The following is a 19,979-nucleotide window of genomic DNA, read 5'->3' on the forward strand; positions in this document are numbered from 1 at the left end:
GTGAAAACATTCCGCTTTGGCGCCCGAGGAGAGACAAAGAAAAGGGCGGCGCGGACCGAAGTCCGCGCCGCCCTGGCGATGTGATCTCCCCATGGAGAACCGCTCCGAATTATTGGAGAAGCTTCAGGATGGCCTGAGGCGCCTGGTTGGCCTGTCCCAGAGCCGACGTACCCGCCTGAACCAGGATCTGGTTCTTCGTGTAGTCCACGATTTCCGAGCTCAGGTTCGTGTCCACGATCGAGGACATGGAAGCCTGAACGTTCTGGGAAGCGATGCCCAGCGACTGAACGTTGGACTGAAGCACGTTCGACTGGAACGCGCCGATCGAAGCGCGGGCCGTCGAGATATCCGAGATCGCCTTGTCGATGACCGCGATCGCGTCCTGGGCGCCCTTGAAGGTCGTCAGGTCGATATTCTTGATGCTGTCCGTGAAGACCTGCTGCGAGGTTCCGTTGGCGTCCGTGTAGTTCGCCGCGCTCTTGCCCAACTGATCTGTCGCCACGCTGGCGATCCGCGAAGAAGCGGTCTGTCCTTCGTTGGCGCCGATCTGGAACTCCAGATCCTGGCCCGTGGTGCTCGTGCCGGCCACCGTCTTGAAGGTGTTCGAGCCGGTCAGCAGGTTGGCGCTGGAGTTCGGCGTGGTCGCCGCGTTCGTCGAGGCCGAGGTCTCCGCCGCCACCGCCGCGACCGCCGTCGTCGAGGTGACGACCGTGCCGTTGGCGAAGGTGAACGAGGACGTGCCGTTCTGCGTGGAGCTGGCCACGCTCGTGATACCCGAACCGCCGCCGATGTTCATCGTGGCGTCCGCGCCTCGGTAGTCCGTGCTCGTCAGGGTGCTGGACGCGGTGGCGGCGCCGGTGGCCAGGGCCGCCGTGCTCAGACCCGTCATGTCCACGACCGGAGCGGCTGCGCCGGCTCCCGCCGCGGTGGAGGTGAGGACCAGGTGACCGTTGGTGGCGTCGAGGCTGGCGGTGTATCCGCTGGCCTGGATGGCGTTGGTGATGCCGGCGGCGTTCAGGTTGTTGCCGGCGGAGCCGATCGTGTAGGCCTGGCCGTTGATGGTCAGCGAGCCGTTGAAGAAGGCGTCGGCGCCGGAGTTGCCGGTGGCTCCCGAGATCGTGGTGGACTGAGTGGCGCCGGTGATGGTGGCCGTGCTGAAGGTGTTGGCGGCGGACCAGGATCCCTGAGCGACGACGGTCAGTCCGGCGCTGTTTCCGGTTCCGGTGACGCTGGCCGCACCACTGGTGGTGGTGGCGGCGGAGCTTGCGGATCCGTCGAGCAGCTTCTTATTGCTGAACTGCGTGGTGGTCGCGATACGGTCGATGGACTGCAGGGCGGATGCGAGCTGTGTCTGGTCGGCGGCGACATCGGCGGCGGAGTTGACGCCGGCGTTGCTGGCGTGGACGGCGAGCTGTCGCATGGACATCAGGAGCGACTGGACCTGGCCCATGGCGCCTTCGGCCGTCTTGGCGACGTTGATGGCGTCGTTCGTGTTGGAGGTCGCCTGGGTGAGACCGACCGACTGCGCCTTCATGTTCTGGGAAATGACCAGACCGGCGGCGTCATCGGCGGCGGAGTTGATGCGCATGCCGGACGAGAGGCGCTGGATGTTCAGAGAAAGCTTATCGCTGTTGTTGCTCAGGTTCTGAGCGGCCATGTACGCGGTGGTGTTTGTGTTGATACGAGTAGACATTTAAATTTCCTCCATGATGTCCTTTGAGTGTCTAATTTCTCTCTGGACCCTCGTGACTGAATGGCTTCCTGCCATGTTTTTTTGCAGCGAGATCGATTGACGGGGATGCGGCCGGCCTGACCTTTTAGCAGCTCGAGAAGCTTTCCCTGGGAAAAGCGGAGGCGGCTATTCGTGTATTTAGAGCTGCAGCCTTGAGAGCTTGCATTCCGTCCGACATAGCTTCTCCACCATCATTCGTTCGTTACATCCCTAATCTTCGGATGGCCTCGTTCTATTCTGTAGGGCTCGGTTACCAAAGAAATACCAGGTTTTTACGCCGCGTTCGATACGGCGGGGATGGTGATCTGTGAAAGAAGGGCGGAGACTTCGGAGTCGCCTGGGTCCCGCGTCAGGTAGCTTCGGCAAAGCGCCTCGGCGTCGGGATGCTGACCGAAAGCCAGAAAGACTTCCACACAGTTGAGCACGGTGTCCCGATGGGACGGATCAATCTCCAGAGCGGCCAGAAACGATTTCAGCGCCTCTTCGGTTTCTCCCTGATTCCAGCACACGACGCCAAGCGTGTTCAAGAGCCGTACGTTATTGGGCGCAAGCCGAATGATCTCCGTGAGCCGGCGGCGCGCCTCTTCCAGATCGCCGACGGCGACGATGCTTTCGATTCGCGCCAGCTGTTCCTCCACGGACCGGGCCGGCTCGGTCAGCCGCGCGGCCTCGGCGGCGACATAGCGCATCAGAGCGCTCCATCCGTTTCGGGTGGTCTGCCGGAACAGGCGCATGGCGGGATACCACGGGGTATCGCTCCGCTCGAGCAGCCAGCGCCAATCGGGAACCAGGGCGAGCAGAAGCCAGACGGGCTTGCCCATCGCCGCCGCGAGGTGAGCGACGGAGGTGTCGACCGCAATCACCAGATCGAGGTTCTCCACAATCGCCGCCGTATCTTCAAAGTCCTGAATGCGGCTGCCCAGATCGACGACGCGCGCGCCGGCGGGAAGCTGGGACAATTGCCCGGCGGCGTCGCCCTTTTGCAGACTGAACAGGGTGACGCCGGGAGTGTCCAACAAAGGGGCGAACGACGCCAGGCTCATGGAGCGCGCCGCGTCGTTCTGATGCTCCGGGCTTCCCGCCCAAACAACGCCGACTTTGAGGCCGCCTTCGCCGGGTCGGCCCAGAACGCGGCTCCATTGCGCCGCGCGTGACGGATCGGCGGACAGGTAGGGGGTAGCGCCGGGAATTGTCTCAAGATTGGTCCCGGCCATCATCGGCAGGCTGAGCAATGGGATTTCAAAGTCACAGGGAGGCAGCGACGCGTTTCCCTCCGGCGAGCGTTCCATCACCCGATCTGCCAGGCCGGCGCGTGAGAGGATGCTTTCCAGCCCGACCTGGCATTCCAGCACGACATTCGCGCCGAGCGATTTGAGCCACGGCAGATACCGAACGAATTGGAACGTGTCTCCCAGACCCTGCTCCGCGCGGACCAGGATGGTTTTTCCCGGCAGCGGCTCGCCCTGCCAGCGCGGCGCGTGCGGCGGCCGGACCTGATTGGGGTGGGCGGCGAAGCGCCATTCATGCTCGGCCCATCCGTTCTCGAAATCGCCCTGTGTTAGCCGGAGCAGCGCGCGATTGGAATGGGCGTCGGCGTGGTCGGGCATCAAGCGCAGGATCGCGTCGTACGTCTGCATCGCTTCGTCGATCCGTCCCTCCAGCGACAGCAGCGACGCCAGATTCCAATAAGCGGGATAGTAGGTGGGCCGCAGCTCGATCGCGCGGTACAGATTTTGGCGCGCGTCGTCGAACTCATTGACGAACAGCTGCGCGACGGCGAGATTGCTGTACGCCTCCGCCATCTTCGGATCGAGCCGGATCGCTTCTTGATAGTGATGTGCGGCGTCGGCGAAGCGCTTGAGCTCTTTCAGTACGACGCCGTAGTTGTTGTGCGGCCCGGCCATGCTGGGATTGAGAGCGAGAGCGCGCTCGAAATATGGCGCGGCGCCCGCGAAGTCCGAGCGGTTCATCCGGATCGAACCGAGCTGACAGAGCGCCATGACATGCTGAGGATCATGGGTCAGCGCGAGTTCATAGCACGGCTGCGCGCCGAGAAAGTCGCCCTTGTGAAATTTCGTTTCGCCGGAGCGGAACAGTCGCTCCGCATCTTTATTGGTCAATGACGTGTCCTTTATGGCTTCGCTGAAGCCGCCGCTTCGGCAAGAAGATCCGCCGCTCGCCGGGCGACGGGAGCCCAGTCGCCCAGAATTTGCTGGCGCAGGAGGCGCATTGTGGGATACCAGGGCGAATCGTCGCGGTCCCGCATCCAGCGCCAGCAGGCGCGTTCGGACAGCAGCGTCCAGACGGGTTTTCCCATCGCTCCCGCCAGGTGCGCGACGGATGTACAAACGGAAATGACCAGATCCAGGTTCGCGATTGCGCCCGCCGTATCGGCGAAATCTTCGAGCTCCTGGGAAAGATCCCAGAGATTTGCGTGCGGGCAATCCGCGATCTGCCGCGCCGCCGGCCCGCGCTGCAAACTGAAAAATTGCGCGCCGTCCATCGCCAGCACTGGCGCGAGATCCGTCAAACGGCACGAACGGTTGGCGTCGTTTTTCTGGTTTGGGCTGCCTGCCCACACGACGCCGACACGTATGGCGCCCCCGGCGATCTCCGTCAGGCGCTCCCCCCAATATTGTTCCTTACTCGCGTCAGCCTTTATATAAGAAATTTCCGCCGGGATCGTGTTTGTCTCGGTCTGGGCGATTCCCGGAAGACTGAGCAGCGGAATCTGGCAATCGAGTTCTTCGAAGTGATCGTCAAACCAGTGCTCGGACCATTCCGTCAGCAGATCGAAACCGTCGCAGCCCGCGAGAACGGACTTCATTCCGTCGTGGCACTCAAAGACCACGCGCGCTCCCTGAGATTTGAGCCAGGGTAGGTAGCGCACGAAATGAAAGGTGTCGCCATACCCCTGCTCGGCGTGGACAAAAATCGTCTTCCCGGCAAGCGGTTCGCCGCGCCATTGCGGTGTGGAGAATTCGCGCCGGCGCGCGCCCGGGGCCGCGAACCGCCATTCAAAGTCCGGCCATCCGCCGGCGAAGTCGCCGCCTCGCAGCCGAATCAAGGCCCGATTCCAGTGGGCGTCGGCGTGATCGGGAGTTTGGGAAAGGACGTGGTCGTAGAGGCCAAGCGCCATTTCGTGATCTCCCAGCGTTTCGCGCAAGGCCGCAAGGTTGCACGCAAAGTCGGGATTGCCCGGCGCCAGCGTGAACGCGCGCGCATAGCTGTCCTGCGCCGCGTCCTTATCGCCCGCGTCCTCCAGCGTCCGCCCAAGATTATTGTGCGCCTCCGCAAGCAGGGGATCGAGCGCGACGGCGCGCCGCAGCATGGCGACCGCCAGATTGGTCTGCCGCCGCTGCGCGTAGAGCGAGCCCAGCAAATAACAGACGCGCGCATTGCCCGGCTGGCTCTGGAGGAGTTTCTGATAGAGGCTTTCCGCCTTGCGCAGATCTCCGGCAAGATGCGCGTTCAGCGCGCTTTGCAGACGGTCCGTGGCGACGATCATAGAAAGGTCCTTGATATTCGTGACGCGTTGTGATCCCGTTTCATTGCAGGCAAATTTAACTTCGGCCGCTTGGGGAACTCACCCTGGCCTTCGGTCGCCTTGGCAACTCCCTCCCGCGCTCCGTGTGCTCCCTTGCAAACCCACCCCCGGCCTTCGGCCGACCCCTCCGCGACGGGAAGGGTGATTTCAGAGCGTGTTATCGCAGGCCGCTTTCGTCAGAGGCAATCCTACCAACTCTTCTCGTCGCGGGAGGGGTCGGCCGAAGGCCGGGGGTGGGTTTGCAAGGGAATACGCGAACCACCGGGGTGGGTCACTCGGGAGCGCGCAAGCGTATTAGGCGGTAACCCCAACCTTCGTCGCGGCGACGCATTCCTGGATCTGGCGCACTTCGACGTCGTCGGAGAATGCTTGCAAATAGTGGGCGTAGAGCGCCAGCGCGTCCTCATCGCGGCCGAGGGTTTGGAAGACATCGCCGCAGTTGAGTACGGTGTCGCGGTGCAGCGGGTCCTGCTCCAGCGCGGTGAGCAGCAGGGTCAGCGACTCTTCCGTGCGGCCGTCATGCCAGAGCAGCACGCCCAGGCTGTTGAGCACGCCGACGTTTTCGGGCGCTTCGCCCAGGAGCTGCCAGAGACGCTGCTCGGCGGCTTGCGGATTGCCCTGAAGCATCTGCTCGTCGGCCTGCGCGACGCAGATATCCACATCGCCCATGCGCGACCACTGCCGCAGCTCGTCCGCGATGCGCTTGAACATCACGGCGGGGTTTTCCGTGTTCGGATGCACGATCCAGACCGGAACGCCCTGGGATTCGGCGAGGTTGGCGACGATGGGACAGACGGAGATCACTAGATCCAGGTTTTCGATGACGGCGATGTCGTCCGGGCTCTCCATCGAGCCTTCCAGACGGATCAGGGCCAGGCTGACGGGAGCGGCGGTGTGTTCTGCGGCGGCCGCGCCTTTTTGCAGGCTGAAGAAGACGACGCCTCGGACGGCGCCCAGCGGCGCCCAATCAGTCAGCCGGCTGGACAGCGATTCGCGGCTTTCGGGACTGGAGGCCCAGGCGATCCCGACGCGCAGATGGCCGTCGGCGCGCGGCGCAAGCGCCTCCATCCGCTCGCGCCATGTCTTGACGCGCTCACAGGGTACGGATATCGCCGCGTCGCCGCTCATCTGTTCGTTGATGTCGCTCATGAAATCTCCTTGCATTCGATACGATTGATAAAATTGCGGGCTGAGATAAAATCCCCGGTGTAAATACCGGGTTTCTATGTTAAGTATCGGCGAATGCAGGCCCGTTCCACAGGGCGCCTCGCGTTGACTTTACCCGGCGGCTTTTGGTATAGTAATTCGATGGAGACCAGTGATCGGCCGGAAGATTTCACCTCGCCGCCGGGCCTGGGCGCGAGTGACGGGAAACCGGCCTTTGCGTCGTCGACGACCTTTGCCGAGGCCGCCGACGCGCTGCGTCAGGTTGGCGAATCGACGCTTCCCGTATTTGATCCCGAGACCGGCGCCCTGATCGGCCACTTCGTCCGGCCGGTGGCGGAGCCGGCCGAGCCGCCGCGCCTGGGAGGCATGGCGACGCCGCTGGGGGTTTACCTGACCGACGGCGTGTCGTCGGGCGGCGCGGGCTTCTGGGGGCTGGTGCTTACCGGCGTTGTGCTCGGCCTCGTTTCGGTTTTTGTCCAGGCGCTGTGCAGCCGCATGGGGACATGGGCGGATCTGTCGCTGCCATTGCTGTTCCTTCGCTGGCCTCAGCTCTACCTCCACCTAACTCCGCTGATGGCCGGGATCGAGCAGCTGATCGGGTTTACCCCGCTGCTTCTGGTCTTCGTGGTGCTGCGGATGCTGCCGCTGGCCGGCACGCATGCGGCGGAGCATCAGGTGGTGCACTGTGTCGAGCGCGGCCAGCCGGTTGTTCCGGAGATGGTGCGGAGCATGCCGCGCGTCCATCCGCGCTGCGGCACCAACTTCTATGCGGCGATGATCCTGTTTTTGACGATCTTCGTGACGGTCTTCTCGGCGGCGATGGCGCATGCGTTCACCGTAGCGGATTCGGCGACATTCGGCGTGATCCTCGCCGCGCCGGTCGCGCTGCGCTACTGGCGCACGGTGGGGGGATTCCTCCAGTACTGGCTGGCGACTCGTCCCGCAACGGATAAGCAGATCGAAAGCGGGATCCGCGCGGCGCGGGAAGTGCTGGAGCGCCGCGCCGTCGCGACCGTCCACCGGCTGCCGGCGATGCGGCTGGCGCGCCGGATTTGGAGCATGGGACTGGCGCAGGTGCTGATCGGATATGCGGCGCTCGCGGGCGTTGTCAGCTTTGTCGCGCGCCACTGGCCGCCGTTTGGCCGCTTGCTGGGTATTTAACACTTGCCGGAGAGATGAAGGAATTTATGATCAAAGAACAGTTGGCGGCGACGGTCGCCGCCGCGCTGCAGAAGGCGAAGGACAGCGGGGATTTGGCTCCAGAGATGGTTCCCGACGTGGTGCTGGAGGCGCCGAAGAGCCGCGAGCATGGAGATTGGGCGACCAATGTGGCGCTCACCCTTTCGAAATCGCTCGGGCTGCCGCCGCAGGAAGTCGCCGCGAAGATCGTCGCCCATCTGCCCATCGGCGGCGGCTTGATCGAGAAGGCCGAAGTTGCGGGGCCGGGCTTTATCAATCTCACCCTGCGCCCTGACTGGCTGTTCGACGTGCTGCGCCGGATCGAGACCGAAGGCGACGCTTACGGCCGATCTCAGGCGGGCGCCGGCAAGACAGTCCTAGTGGAGTTCGTCTCCACCAATCCGAACGGCCCAATCACCGTGGCCGGCGGGCGCAACGCCGCGATCGGCGACGTGATGGCGTCCCTGCTGGACGCCGCCGGATACGTCGTCACGCGTGAGTATTACATCAACGACGCGCTGAACTCCGTGCAGATGATCAACTTCGGCAAGTCCGTCTTCTACCGATACCTGGAGCTGCTGGGCGATAAGCCGCCCGTGGAAGGCGATGAGCCGCCGGACTGGCTTTACCAAGGCGATTACGTGGCGGACATCGCCCGGGAGATCATCCAGGTCCATGGGCGCGAGTTTGAAGGCGCGGACCTCGACGATCCTCAAACAACTCAGACCTTCCGCGCTTTGTCGCAGGACGGCATGATCGCGCAGCAGAAGGCGGATCTAGACGCCTTCGGCGTGCGCTTCGACAACTGGTTCAGCGAATCGTCGCTGCACGACGACGGCCGGGTGGACGCCGCCGTGAAGGAACTGACGGCGCGCGGCCATACCTTCGAGAAGGACGGCGCGCTCTGGCTTCGCAGCACGGAGTTCGGCGACGACAAGGATCGGGTTCTAGTCCGCGCGAACGGAACCGCCACTTATATCGCGGGCGACGCCGCCTATCATAAAGACAAGTTCGACCGGGGCTTTGATGAGGCGATCAACGTCTGGGGCGCCGATCACGCCGGTTATGTCGCCCGCACCAAAGCGGTCGTCGCGGCGCTCGGGTACGATCCCAGCCGCATCAGTATTCTGCTCTATCAGCTCGTCCGGATCGTCAAGGACGGCGAACTGGTGCGCTCCTCCAAGCGCAAGGGCGCGGTGCTGGAGCTGAAGTCCGACCTGATCGAGGAGATCGGCAAGGACGCCGCGCGTATCTTCTTCCTGATGCGCTCTCCGAACACCGATCTGGATATCGACCTGGATCTCGCGAAGAAGACGGAGAAGGACAACCCCGTTTATTATATCCAGTACGCGCACGCCCGGATCGTGCAGACGCTGGAGCGCGCCAAGGAACAGGCGGGCGCGTCCGCGCCGTCCGCCGGCGACACCGATTTGACCGTCCTGACGGAGACGACGGAAACGGACCTGATCCGGAAGCTCTCCGAATTCCCGGAAGAGACGCTGGGCGCCATGCGCGAGTCCGCGCCGCAGCGGCTGGTGCAGTACGTGCGGGACCTGGCCGCCGTATTCCATACCTTTTACGACGCCGGCAATCGCAATCCCGCGCTTCGAGTCGTTACCGACGATCCGAAGCTGCTCGGCGCCCGGCTCGTTTTGATCGATGCGACACGCATCGTGTTCAAGAATGCATTTGCCCTGCTCGGAGTCTCCGCTCCCGAGCGGATGTAAGTTCGCCGCGCCCCGCGCTTTCGATGCGCGGGGCGCGGCGGCTTCCAGGCATCCCGGCGGATAAAGGCTCCATGAAGATCTATTGCTCACTCCTCGCTCTGCTCCTCGCCGTCGCCGGCGCGCCGGCGCTCGCCGCCGCTTCAAAAGACTCGGCTCAGCAAACTCCGGCCCCCGCTCCGCCTCCCGTCGTGGACGCGCCCCCCGTCACCGCTCCGCCGCAGAAGCATGTGACGACCGGGGAGTATCATGACGCGTCCGGCAAGAAGCACGCCTGGATGATTACCCCCAGCCATATGCTGCGCTGGGACAACGACGCTTATCTCCCCGTCGGCGGCGCGTTTACCCCGCATTACTGGGCGGAAGGTCAGACCGAGGAGAACTGGGCGAAGGATGTCAAGGCGCTGGATGCGATCAAGGCCCAGCATGTCCACGACCTGTATTTGTACGCCGGCGCGCGCGGCCTGACCCATGTGCCTCCCGCCGCCGCGCAGCGCGTGATCGATTATCTGGATCAGAACGAATTCCGCTACGGGATCGCGATTGCCGATCCCGCGCCGATGCCGCTGATGGGTTATGTCATTCATCCAGCCGTCTACCGGGACGCCAGCCCCGGCCCGTCCACGACGTTTGCGCATGTCGACGGTTTGATCTCCGCCACCTATGTTCTTGCGTCCGCGCAGAAGGGCGAGATTGAGGAAACCGGCAAGGCGAAGGTGCAGGAGGGGACCACGGCGGTGGCGACGCTGCGATCGGCGAGCGACGACAGCGTGCTGCTGCTTTACCCGGAGCGCCTCTTCGCCGATGGGACGCCCGAGAGCCGCATGCCGGATCTCTGGCAGGGATACGATGACTACCGGGACCGCCTGCTCACCTACTTTGGGAAAGTGAAGCTGGGGGCGGGGTTCCGCTTCTTTTTGGACCCGCTGACCGATCAGCTGGGAGTCAACGGCGATGCGGACAGCTTGATCCCCACTTCGGACGGCTTTCGGCTGGAGTTTCAGGCGTGGCTGCAGACCAAGTACCACCGCAATGTGAACGACGTCAACCAGGCATGGGGCGTCAAGGACCGGGATATTCCCGACTATACGGTCGTGGCCCGATGCATCCCGCTTTGGCTTCAGACCAAGGGCGTGGCGGGACTTTATGATCCCGTGGACGGAAAGATCTATGAAGTTCTCAATAAGCCGCGCATCGCCAACGGCTTTTGGGAGGACTTCACGAAGTTCCGCACGGAATCGCTGCGGCGTTACATGAACTCCATCGCGACCGTGCTGAAGACCAGCGTCGCCGACGTTCCCGTCGTTTACCGCGCGCCCAAATTCGACTCCCTGTTTGTGAACGACGCCACGGACGGCGGTTACGATGGGCTGGGGATCGAAGCCTTTGGGCATGGGCGGGCGCTGGCCGAACAGTCCGCGCTTTTTACGTACGCCCAGTCCGAGGATACGCCGAAATCGACCTGGCTGATCGTGAGCAACACATTCGGCGCGCAGAACGCGGCGGAGCAAAAGGATTCGGGGTATGGAACGAAGGGCTCGCTCTTCGACGATTTCGATTACCTCAAGGATTCCGGCGCGCGCGGCTTCTTTACCACCGCCTTGCAGCGGCTTCCCGAAGCGGAGTTCGCGAGCGCGAACCTCGCGTCGCAGACAGACCAATTGGGCTGGCTCGGATCGTACGCGGCGTCGCTCCAGGAACTCGGCGACATGCGCGAAAAAGATCCCGACCCAATTCTGTGGTATCCCGCAGAGTCCGATCAGATCGCCGCGCGTCCCCGCCACTTTCCCGACGGAGTTTGGTGGCTGCCTACGCTCCGCTCCAGCAGCGCCTTTTCCATGGGACTGGAAACGGTCATTCAGGTTTACCGCGTTCCGGCGCAGGACCCGGGGCTTTCAACATGGGCGGTCTGGACCGGGCAAAGCGCGGTGCGCGAGGTTCGCTTCCCGTTCAATCAGACCTACCCGCCGGTGGTGACGGATGCGCGCGGGATCCCGCTCAAGATCAAAGGGAAGAACGGCGTGTGGACTTTGCCGCTGGGACCGGAGCCGATTCTGGTTTCGCATGTCAAGGGTATTCCGAGACCGACGGAGCTTGTGGACGAAGCGGCGGCGGAGGCGGCGCGTCTGATCAAGGTCGCGAAGGCGCAGCACATCGCGACTCAGCGATACGAGGATTCGCTGTTCTATGCGAATAACTCCATCGCCGACAATCCGGGCTCCGACGATCTGCGTTATTCGCTCGTGACGCGCTTGATCAGTCAGCTCACGGAATCGCTCCGGCCGTACGCCTGGATTGAGGGGGAAGCGGCCTCGGACTTCACATTTGACTCTCTGGCGGCGTCCAAAAACGCGTCGGGCGGCTCCTACCTCTCGCTGGACACGGATCGAGATTCGCAGCACGGCACGGCGGTTGACAGCGGGTATCACGCGACTTATAACTTCAGCGTCAACGCGCCTGGGCGATACACGATCTGGCTCGCCGGTTCGCCGCTGGATTCCAGCACGGCTTCGCCGTTTACTTATTCCGTGGACGGGGCCGCCGTGCAGGATACGCATGACGTGCCGGCGGAAGGGCCGTCCTATGGCGGCGGGTTTGTCTGGACCAATCTCGGCGAAACGACGCTCGACGCCAAGCGGCATACGCTGACGATCGATGTCACCGGACGCTCGAAGGACAATCGGTATCGCCTGGACATCGATGCGCTGTGCCTGAGCCGCGTCGAATTTCATCCCAATGGATTGACGCCCCCGCCGATCGATCAGACCACGCCGCCGCCGGCGCCGACCGAGCGGAACGAAAACGCCAAACGCTGAAAGAACGCCCGCCGGGAAGCGCTTCCGGCGGGCGCGCCCGTCTCCTCTTATGACCACTTCTCAAGACGCAAAACAAACGCTCCAGCGCCTCTTCGGACATTCGGACTTCCGGTCGGGGCAGCAGGAGATCGTCGAGTCGGCGCTGGCCGGGCGGGACACGCTCGCCGTGCTGCCGACCGGCGGCGGCAAGTCCGTGACCTATCAGCTTCCCGCGATGATGCTCCCGGGCGTCACTCTGGTGCTTTCGCCGCTGATCGCATTGATGAAGGATCAACTGGAGAACCTTTCCCCCGAGGTCGCCGTGCATACGACGATCATCAACTCCTCGCTGGACCCGAGCGAAGTGGCGCGCCGCATGCGCATGACGGCGGACGGCCACCTGAAGATGGTCTACGCCGCGCCGGAGCGTCTGCGCCAGGCGCCGTTCCTGCATGCGCTGCGCCAGGCGCGCGTCTCGCTGGTCGTCGTGGACGAAGCGCACTGTATCTCGCAGTGGGGACATGACTTCCGCCCCGATTACCGCGCGGTCGGCCGCGCCGTCGCCAGTCTCGCGCCGCGCTCCGTCCTGGCCGTCACGGCGACGGCGACGGAATCCGTTCAGGACGATATCGAACGGCAGCTCGCCCGTCCGCTGCATCGGATCATCCGTCCGACCTATCGGGACAATCTCTTCCTCACATGCCGCCAGGTGCAGGGAGAGGACGAGAAGCTCGAAATGGCGCTGGCGCTGGCGCGGGAGGCCACAGGGCCGACTCTGATCTACGCCGGTTCGCGCGAAAAGTGCGAGCGCCTGTCGCAGATGTTCCGGCGCTACCGGATCAATGCGGGTTTCTACCACGCCGGGCTTCCGCCGGAGGAGCGCGGCGCGGCGCAGGACAGCTTTATGCGCGGCGAGATCCAAGTGATGGTGGCGACCGTCGCCTTCGGCATGGGCGTGGACAAAGCCGATATCCGCACGCTGGTGCATTACAATCCGTCGCGAACCCTGGAAAACTACTACCAGGAAGCGGGGCGCGCCGGGCGCGACGGGCAGCCGTCCGAGTGTATTTTGTTTCACTCGCGCGCCGACGCCTCGAACGCCGCGCGCTATCTGCGCGAGGACACGCTGTCGCTGGACGATCTGAAACGGGTTTACAATATCGTGCGGGGATCGATCAACGGACGGATCGGGCCTGTCTCCATGGAGACGCTGACGTCGCAGGCGGGGGAGGGCGAGGAGGATCTTGTGCGCTCCACGCTGCCTGTGCTGGAGGAAGCGGGGCTGCTGCGGCGCCATGTGGACGCTCCGCGCACCTGCTATGTCACAATGCGCGGCGAGCGGGCGATCTCCGACGACACGCTCGACGGGGCGCTGATGGAGGAGTTCATCGCGACCGTCCGGCAGTCCGGCGCCTGGGACATCGGCGAGCTGTCGGCGGCGACGGGCGTGCCGCTGCCCGAGGTCGAATCGACCTTGCTGGCGCTTCAGGAAACCGGCGTGCTCAGCTTCCGGGCGTCGCCGCGCGAAATGCTGATCGAGCTGCTGCCCGCGCCCTCCGGCTCCAAGGCTATGATGGAGGAGATGCTGCGCCACCGCGCCCGCGAGGCGAAGCATCGGGTGGATGCGATGATCGCCTACGCCCGCGACAACAAGTGCCGCCACGGCGCGGTGGCGCGCTACTTCGGCGACAATTGGCCGAACCTCCCCTGCGGCATGTGCGATGTCTGCCGCGCCAGGGCCGCCGGAGCATCCTCGGGACGCTCCGCGCACAAGGCGTCCGCGCCGGCTGTCGCCGCCCCCAGCACGGCGGACAGCGAAGCCGCGCCGCTCCACGCCCTGCGTCTGGTTGCCACTCTGACCGCCGGTATGAGCCCGTTCGCTCTGGGGCGCACGGGCCTCGTCCGCGCTTTGCGCGGCACGCCCGACGCGCCGATCCGCCCGGACCGCGCGCGCGAGTTCGGCGCGCTCGCCGCCTTCAAAAAGGCGGAGATCGAGCGACTGATCGACGCGCTTGTCGAGTCCGGCCATCTGCGTCGTGACGACGAGGATGAGTATCGCCGCCTTTATCTGACGGCGGAAGGCCGCGATGCGATCTCGTCCGAGGAAATCGATATTCCGTGGCCGTCGACAAAGATGTCTCGCCCCGCCGCCCCGCGCCGCAGTGTGTCGACCGAGACGGATGACTCCGAGCCGGGCGAATTCGATCCCGAATTATTTGACCTCCTGAAAAACTGGCGCCGCGAAGAAGCGCGTGAAGCCAGCGTTCCCCCGTACGTCATCTTCGGCGACAAGACGCTGCGCGCGCTGGCCGAGATGCGCCCCACGAACGAAGAAGACCTTCTCCGCGTCCCCGGGATCGGCCCCTCCAAGGCGGAAAAGTATGGCGGCGCCATTTTGAAGATGGTGCGCGGCGAGGACGCCTCCTAAGTCCGAACGCCTGGGCGAAAATATTTATCGCCCAGGCGTTCGGATCGTTGACAGGATGGGTAATAACTTGTATAATGCTTTTAACTAGTCCGTGCTAGCTATTTTGAGATCGCCATAATACCGTGCTAGTTGTTGTATGAAAGTGTTGCTCTCATCGCAATTTTTTTTAATTGTGTCCGCTAGAGGAGAAAGTCATGAAACGTTCTGGTTTTACACTCATTGAACTGTTGGTTGTCATTGCTATAATTGCGATTCTTGCCGCAATTCTCTTTCCCGTCTTCGCCCAGGCGCGTGAAAAGGCGCGCGCCATCTCCTGTCTGTCCAACGAAAAGCAGATGGTGCTGGGGCTGATTCAATATTCGCAAGACTCTGACGAGCAGATGCCGCCCGCCTGGATTGGCTATCCCACCGTGGGATATCCCGGCAAGGCTCGCTGGATGGACGTCATTCAGCCTTATGTGAAGAGCACGGCGGTTTTTACCGATCCGGATTCCAATACAAAGTATGTTCCCGTGCCCGCCAATAACATCGTGAACGACACGGATCCCGCAACGGGAGCGCAATACCGGGCGGAGAACGGCGGTTACGCCATGAACGTCGCGTATTTCAACTCCACGACGGGGCATCCGCCGACGCCGATTCCGGACGTCGCGGGAAACGATAGCCGCTCTCTTGCGGCGGTTGCGGATCCCAGCGGCACGGTCTGGATCATGGACTTTGTGAACGGCGGCGATTCCTTCCAGTGCGCCTGGCCTGCCGGCGTGAATCTGCCCATTATTACCACGGTCACTCCGCGCACTCTTGGGGCGGGCGGATACCTGCGCGAACTGCATCAAGGGCGCACCAACGTCGCGTTTTGCGATGGTCACGCGAAGGCCGTCACGCTGGACTATCTGACGGAAAAAACGAAGACCGGGCCGAACGCGGGATCGTACTGCCACTGGTCGGTTGAGGACGATTGCAACTAATGGAAGACGCCCTCGGCTTCGTGTGGAGGCCGAGGGCTCAATATTGTGTTAGGCATTCGTAAACAATTACCATAATTCATCGCTCTTTGTGATAAAATCTTATATCTCCTTGGCGAAGTCCAAGTCAGCGTTTTTGTAAGGGACCCTCTCTTGATGCATCGCAGGCCAACTCAAGCAGACGTCGCTCGTCTCGCCGGCGTCTCCAAATCCACCGTCGGATTCGCGCTGAGCGACCGGTACGATATCGCCATTCCGGAGACAACAAGGCAGCGAGTGAAACGGGCGGCTCTGGAGATCAACTACCGGCCGAACCTGGCGGCGCGGGCGCTGACATCCGGTCGCATGAACGCGGTCACGATTGCGTTCCCCGGTTCGATCCACTCGTACCACGCACGCGTCCTCGAAGCATTCGAATATCACTCCAACATGCATGGCTATCACTTGATCGCCAGCACCATCGGATCGCTCGACTCGCACAAAAGCGGCCTGGACTTCTCGACTCTGCTGCACGGACCGAGCGACGCCGTGGTTCTGGTGGACGCGTTCGGCCACTATATGCCCGATGTCAATGAGATACTGTCCGGCCCAAAACCCGTGGTTTCGATGGGAATCACGTCGATCGATGGGATCGACAGCGTCCTCATCGACCTTAAGGCCGGGGGAGACGCCGCCTGCCGGCACTTGATTGATGGCGGCGCGCGGAATATAATGTATTTCGGGGTCAACTTGCCGCAGGCCGATATTCCCGCATATATAGCGAAATGCCTGGTCAGCGATGACGCCGATCCGCGCTGCATCGCGTTTTGCCGCACCGCCGACGCGGCCGGCCTGCCGATCCATATGGTCGGCGGCGATCTGAACGACCGCCGCGCGACGATCGAGACTTTGGAGGCGTATATCGCCGCGAACGGCTGCCCCGACGCTATCTTCTGCCACAACGACACGCTCGCGATCCGCGTCCACGGCGTCCTGCGCCGTCTGGGTTTTCAGATGCCGCGCGACGTGCGCCTAGTGGGCTGCGACGGGATTGAAGTCTGCGAAGACATCGAGCCGCCGGTCTCCACGATCAAACAGCCGGTCGAAGAGATGTGCAAGGCGGCCTGGGATTTCCTCCAAACGCGCCTCGCCGAGCCGGAGCGCCCGCGCCAGTTTGTGCGCATTGAGGCGCAGTTTCTGCCGCGCGCCTCTTCCACATCCACCCTCTAAAACGCAGACCGATTACACGCTGGCCTTGGAGCTGACCCGCCGCTTCTCCCATTGCCGGTCCATCAGCTGATTGGCGTATTCGTAGAGTTGTCGATCGTATTCATTGGCCGCGTCGATCGCCGCAATGTATTCCGGGGGAAACTCTCCCGAGGCGCGGTAACGATTTTGAATCGAACGGCCAGGCGCGACGTTTTCCACGGGGGGCGTTTCGGGCGCCGGAATATTCAAAAAGTCGCAAATCAAATCCAGCGATTCTGAAAATCGCTCCACCGTTCCTACCACCGCCATCGTGTCCAGCCGCCGTTTGGCGCGCTCCAAAATCTCCTCCATAGTCTGCCCCTTCTGCGCGTCACGGAGCAGGAACCCATAGTCTTTCTCGCTTGGCTTACCCAGGAAGGGATTGAGATCGACATCCACGCCCAGGCTTCGGGTTTGAAAATTGCCCATGACGGAGGTGGTGTGCGGTTTCGTCCAACCATCACGGAATTTACGGCGCATCCACCGGGGAGCGATCCACCAGACGCCGCGAAGTTTGCGCTCCCAGTCTCGCTCCGCATGCAGAAGATGGGAGATCGAGCGTTCACAGGGATCGCGCAGCAGGGTGATTGTCGCGATATTGCGATCCAGCAAGCTATAGAACGATGTCCCAAAATGCCCTGTATAGCAGCGGTATTGCTGTATCCGATCCCGATCCATCCGCACGATATGATTCCACTGATGAACGTGAAGCCGCTCCTGCACGGGATACGCGTCGCGGATCATGGCCGCCAGGGAAGACCCGGCCGTTTTCGGGATATGCAGGAAGTAGATGTCAGGCGGGCTGGGCGTCATAGCGGATGCCGTTATTCCTTAACTGTTGTGTGTGAGCCGCCGCCATCGATGAATGATACGCGATAGCACTCTCCATCGCAGGATATGCGCCACATGCGAGATCATGAGCCAGCCAGGGGCGGGGAACAGCAATAACTGCGCGGCGAGGAGCACCCATGCCCCCTGTTCTACGCGCGCGTATTCGAGCAGATAGGCGACCGGAAAGAAAAATTGATAGTATTCCAGCATCGCGAACCGGAAGTTCACGGCTGGAGCCACAATGGTGACGTTTGCGGCGAGGTATCGGGTGCGCAGCCACTCTAACGCGACATAGAACGCGAGCAGTATCCACGCGATGGAGGATCCGCTGAGGACCAGGATGACTCCGAAGGCGCAAAGTTCGATCGGAAATACGATCCGCTCGCCCAAACGGCGCAGGAAGACGGGGTCGCGCCGTGCGCCCAAAGTCGCCGTTCCCGTAACGCGGTCGTTCCGCGCGTCATCGAGCTGATGCCAGAGGGTGCTCCGCAGGCCGAAGGCGATGGCCCAAACCGACATTCCGCCGATCCACACGGCGGGCGCGGGACCTCCCTTGGGAGCGATCAGTACGATGGTAAGCAGCGCGAACAAAAGATGCTCGCCCACCGCGAGGCACAGCGCCCCCCAGACGCCCCGCTCCTTCAGGCGGACCGGAGGGAGGGAGTACGCGGTGAATAGGAGCCACATCGATAAGTAGAGGAGGAGCGCCGCCAGATTGTGACGCAGCAGAAACGCCGTCGCCGTCATGCTCGCCAGGACCGCCGCTAGCGTCGCCCGCTGACCGGCCGGCGACAGCCGCATCATCCCGGTCGTTTTTCCGGCCAGACGATCCTCGCGCTGATCCAGCAGATCGTTGAAGATGCTGGCGAAGATGGCGCAAGTGATCCCGGCCGCCATCAGAAGCAGCAGGGGGCTCCAGAGATTGTGCGCTGGAATATGCAGGCGCCATGCGAGCGCGTAGGCGACGCCCAGCGGGAATGTCAATTTGGAGTCCCACCAATCGCGCGCGCGAATCAAGGCAAGAAAATCCCGGCCGGACTGCATGGCGTTATCCCACTGTTTCATTGCGGCTCAATTCCTGCGCTTCGGTTTCGCGCTCCTCCAAGGACGTGTCGCCGATATGATTTACCATTTGAGCCCAGTTTGCGCTCAAGTGTACGATGCCGTTCCGATACGCCATCAGGTTTCCTTGCGGATCGGAATGGCCGTGGACTTCAAAGATCACCCCGGCGTCCTGATAGCCCTTCCATCCCAGCACGATGCCGCTGTCTCGCGTCACCACGGATACGCAGAGGTGGTAAATGCCGGACGCGAGCGGAAACGGATCGATCCGGCAAAGAAATTCATTGCGCCCCGGAGTCATGCGGTAACCGCTGTCTGCAAAACCTCCGATGTGCGTCGCCACCGGGAAGATCCCGCGGCTCCCAATCTCCACGCTGCACAGAACGGCCTCCGTGGTCTCGGAAGAATCGCAAACGATGCGGATCTCGACGGGATCGCCCGGGTAGATCCGGTCCCCGTCCGCGCCGATCACCTCAATGCTCTCGATTCGGACGAGCTCGTCGCAGGAACGATCGTCCGTCGTGGGCGCAGACGCCTTGTCTTCGAGGGATTTCCGGTCGCGCTCATGCGCCAGCGCCGTGTAGGCGTGGAGCGCCTCCGGAGTCGTCCCCGAGATGATCGCTTCGCCGCGATCCATCACCACGCATCGGTCGCACATCGATTGAATCGTGTAAATATCGTGAGACGCCATGAGAATAGAGCCTCCGGCATCGATATGGTTCTTGAGAAAGCGGGCGAATTTGTTGCGAAAGCGCAGGTCGCCGCCGCTCAGCGCCTCGTCCACGATGAATAGGTCCGGCTTGAGCTGCGAGTAGATCGCGAACGCCAGGCGCGCCCGCATGCCCAGGCTATAGGACCCCACGGGGGCGTCCGCGAATTCCCCTAGTTCTGAATAGCCGACGACCGCTTCGATCGCCGCGTCGATATCCAGCGCGGACATGCCGTGGAGCGATAACTGGCTGCCGATGTTTTCGCGTCCCGTCTGCACGGGACTGAGACCGCTCTGATGGTCCATCGTCACCACGAGATCGGTATACAGCGAGATCGAGCCGAGGGTGGGGCGCAGGACGCCGCTCACGAGGTTGATCAGGGTGCTCTTGCCCGCGCCGTTGTGGCCGATCAGTCCGACGACCTCGCCGCGCGCAACCTGCATATTCACATCGCGCACGGCCCAGAACTCGCCGGGGCGCAGCGCATCGCCTGGCGCGCGGCCGCAAATGTCGCTCCAGATGTCGCGCATCGCGTACGCCGCGGCGCGCCTGGGATCCCGGCAGTAGCGTTTCGAAAGATGATCGATTTCGAGAAGGATGTCATTCATGGAG

General features: G+C 62.8%; 13 protein-coding genes. 6 read left to right on the plus strand and 7 right to left on the minus strand.

Annotated elements, in window-relative coordinates; all coding sequences use genetic code 11:
- Nucleotides 1–109: 109 nt before the first annotated feature.
- The 4 genes from D5261_RS16160 to D5261_RS16175 form a co-directional block, all read right to left on the minus strand.
- On the minus strand, nucleotides 110–1,693 hold the full coding sequence (locus tag D5261_RS16160) for a flagellin N-terminal helical domain-containing protein (RefSeq protein ID WP_301002538.1): 1,584 nt from the start codon (nucleotides 1,691–1,693) through the stop codon (nucleotides 110–112).
- 311 nt (nucleotides 1,694–2,004) lie between these two features.
- Nucleotides 2,005–3,852, minus strand: a complete 1,848-nt coding sequence (locus D5261_RS16165; RefSeq protein ID WP_165864578.1) for a tetratricopeptide repeat protein — start codon at nucleotides 3,850–3,852, stop codon at nucleotides 2,005–2,007.
- 11 nt (nucleotides 3,853–3,863) lie between these two features.
- Nucleotides 3,864–5,240 (minus strand): tetratricopeptide repeat protein, encoded by a 1,377-nt coding sequence (locus tag D5261_RS16170; protein WP_119324324.1) that lies wholly within the window; start codon nucleotides 5,238–5,240, stop codon nucleotides 3,864–3,866.
- 333 nt (nucleotides 5,241–5,573) lie between these two features.
- Nucleotides 5,574–6,428, minus strand: coding sequence for a tetratricopeptide repeat protein (locus tag D5261_RS16175; protein WP_165864577.1), 855 nt, complete (start codon nucleotides 6,426–6,428; stop codon nucleotides 5,574–5,576).
- A 159-nt stretch (nucleotides 6,429–6,587) separates the two neighbouring features.
- Here D5261_RS16175 and D5261_RS16180 point away from each other — a divergent pair, with 159 nt between their 5' ends.
- The 6 genes from D5261_RS16180 to D5261_RS16205 all read left to right on the plus strand — a co-directional run bounded on the left by D5261_RS16180 (nucleotide 6,588) and on the right by D5261_RS16205 (nucleotide 16,746).
- Nucleotides 6,588–7,607: a DUF1385 domain-containing protein gene (locus D5261_RS16180; RefSeq protein ID WP_165864576.1), complete on the plus strand. Its 1,020-nt coding sequence runs from the start codon at nucleotides 6,588–6,590 to the stop codon at nucleotides 7,605–7,607.
- A 26-nt stretch (nucleotides 7,608–7,633) separates the two neighbouring features.
- A complete protein-coding gene (gene argS, locus D5261_RS16185) occupies nucleotides 7,634–9,352 on the plus strand; it encodes an arginine--tRNA ligase (protein WP_218025744.1) in 1,719 nt (572 codons plus the stop codon).
- Between the two features lie 71 nt (nucleotides 9,353–9,423).
- Nucleotides 9,424–12,165, plus strand: coding sequence for a carbohydrate-binding protein (locus D5261_RS16190; RefSeq protein WP_119324320.1), 2,742 nt, complete (start codon nucleotides 9,424–9,426; stop codon nucleotides 12,163–12,165).
- Nucleotides 12,166–12,214: 49 nt separating this feature from the next.
- Entirely contained in the window at nucleotides 12,215–14,572 is a 2,358-nt protein-coding gene (locus D5261_RS16195; protein ID WP_119324319.1) for a RecQ family ATP-dependent DNA helicase, read from the plus strand.
- A 194-nt stretch (nucleotides 14,573–14,766) separates the two neighbouring features.
- Nucleotides 14,767–15,540, plus strand: a complete 774-nt coding sequence (locus D5261_RS16200) for a DUF1559 family PulG-like putative transporter (protein ID WP_119324318.1) — start codon at nucleotides 14,767–14,769, stop codon at nucleotides 15,538–15,540.
- A gap of 153 nt (nucleotides 15,541–15,693) precedes the next feature.
- Nucleotides 15,694–16,746: a LacI family DNA-binding transcriptional regulator gene (locus D5261_RS16205; RefSeq protein WP_125206286.1), complete on the plus strand. Its 1,053-nt coding sequence runs from the start codon at nucleotides 15,694–15,696 to the stop codon at nucleotides 16,744–16,746.
- A gap of 12 nt (nucleotides 16,747–16,758) precedes the next feature.
- Here D5261_RS16205 and D5261_RS16210 read toward each other — a convergent pair whose 3' ends face one another.
- From D5261_RS16210 to D5261_RS16220, 3 genes are read right to left on the minus strand one after another with little or no spacing between them, the layout of a single operon-like run.
- Complete coding sequence (locus D5261_RS16210; protein ID WP_119324316.1) at nucleotides 16,759–17,577, minus strand: sulfotransferase family 2 domain-containing protein; 819 nt, start codon at nucleotides 17,575–17,577, stop codon at nucleotides 16,759–16,761.
- 18 nt (nucleotides 17,578–17,595) lie between these two features.
- The gene (locus tag D5261_RS16215; protein ID WP_119324315.1) at nucleotides 17,596–18,660 is read right to left on the minus strand and encodes a UbiA family prenyltransferase; all 1,065 of its coding nucleotides are present in this window, start codon (nucleotides 18,658–18,660) and stop codon (nucleotides 17,596–17,598) included.
- The gene (locus D5261_RS16220) at nucleotides 18,644–19,975 is read right to left on the minus strand and encodes an ABC transporter ATP-binding protein (RefSeq protein WP_119324314.1); all 1,332 of its coding nucleotides are present in this window, start codon (nucleotides 19,973–19,975) and stop codon (nucleotides 18,644–18,646) included. Before D5261_RS16220 ends, D5261_RS16215 begins: the two co-directional genes overlap by 17 nt.
- Between the last annotated feature and the right edge of the window lie 4 nt (nucleotides 19,976–19,979).

The sequence above is a fragment of the Capsulimonas corticalis genome (assembly GCF_003574315.2).
Lineage (GTDB): Bacteria > Armatimonadota > Armatimonadia > Armatimonadales > Capsulimonadaceae > Capsulimonas > Capsulimonas corticalis.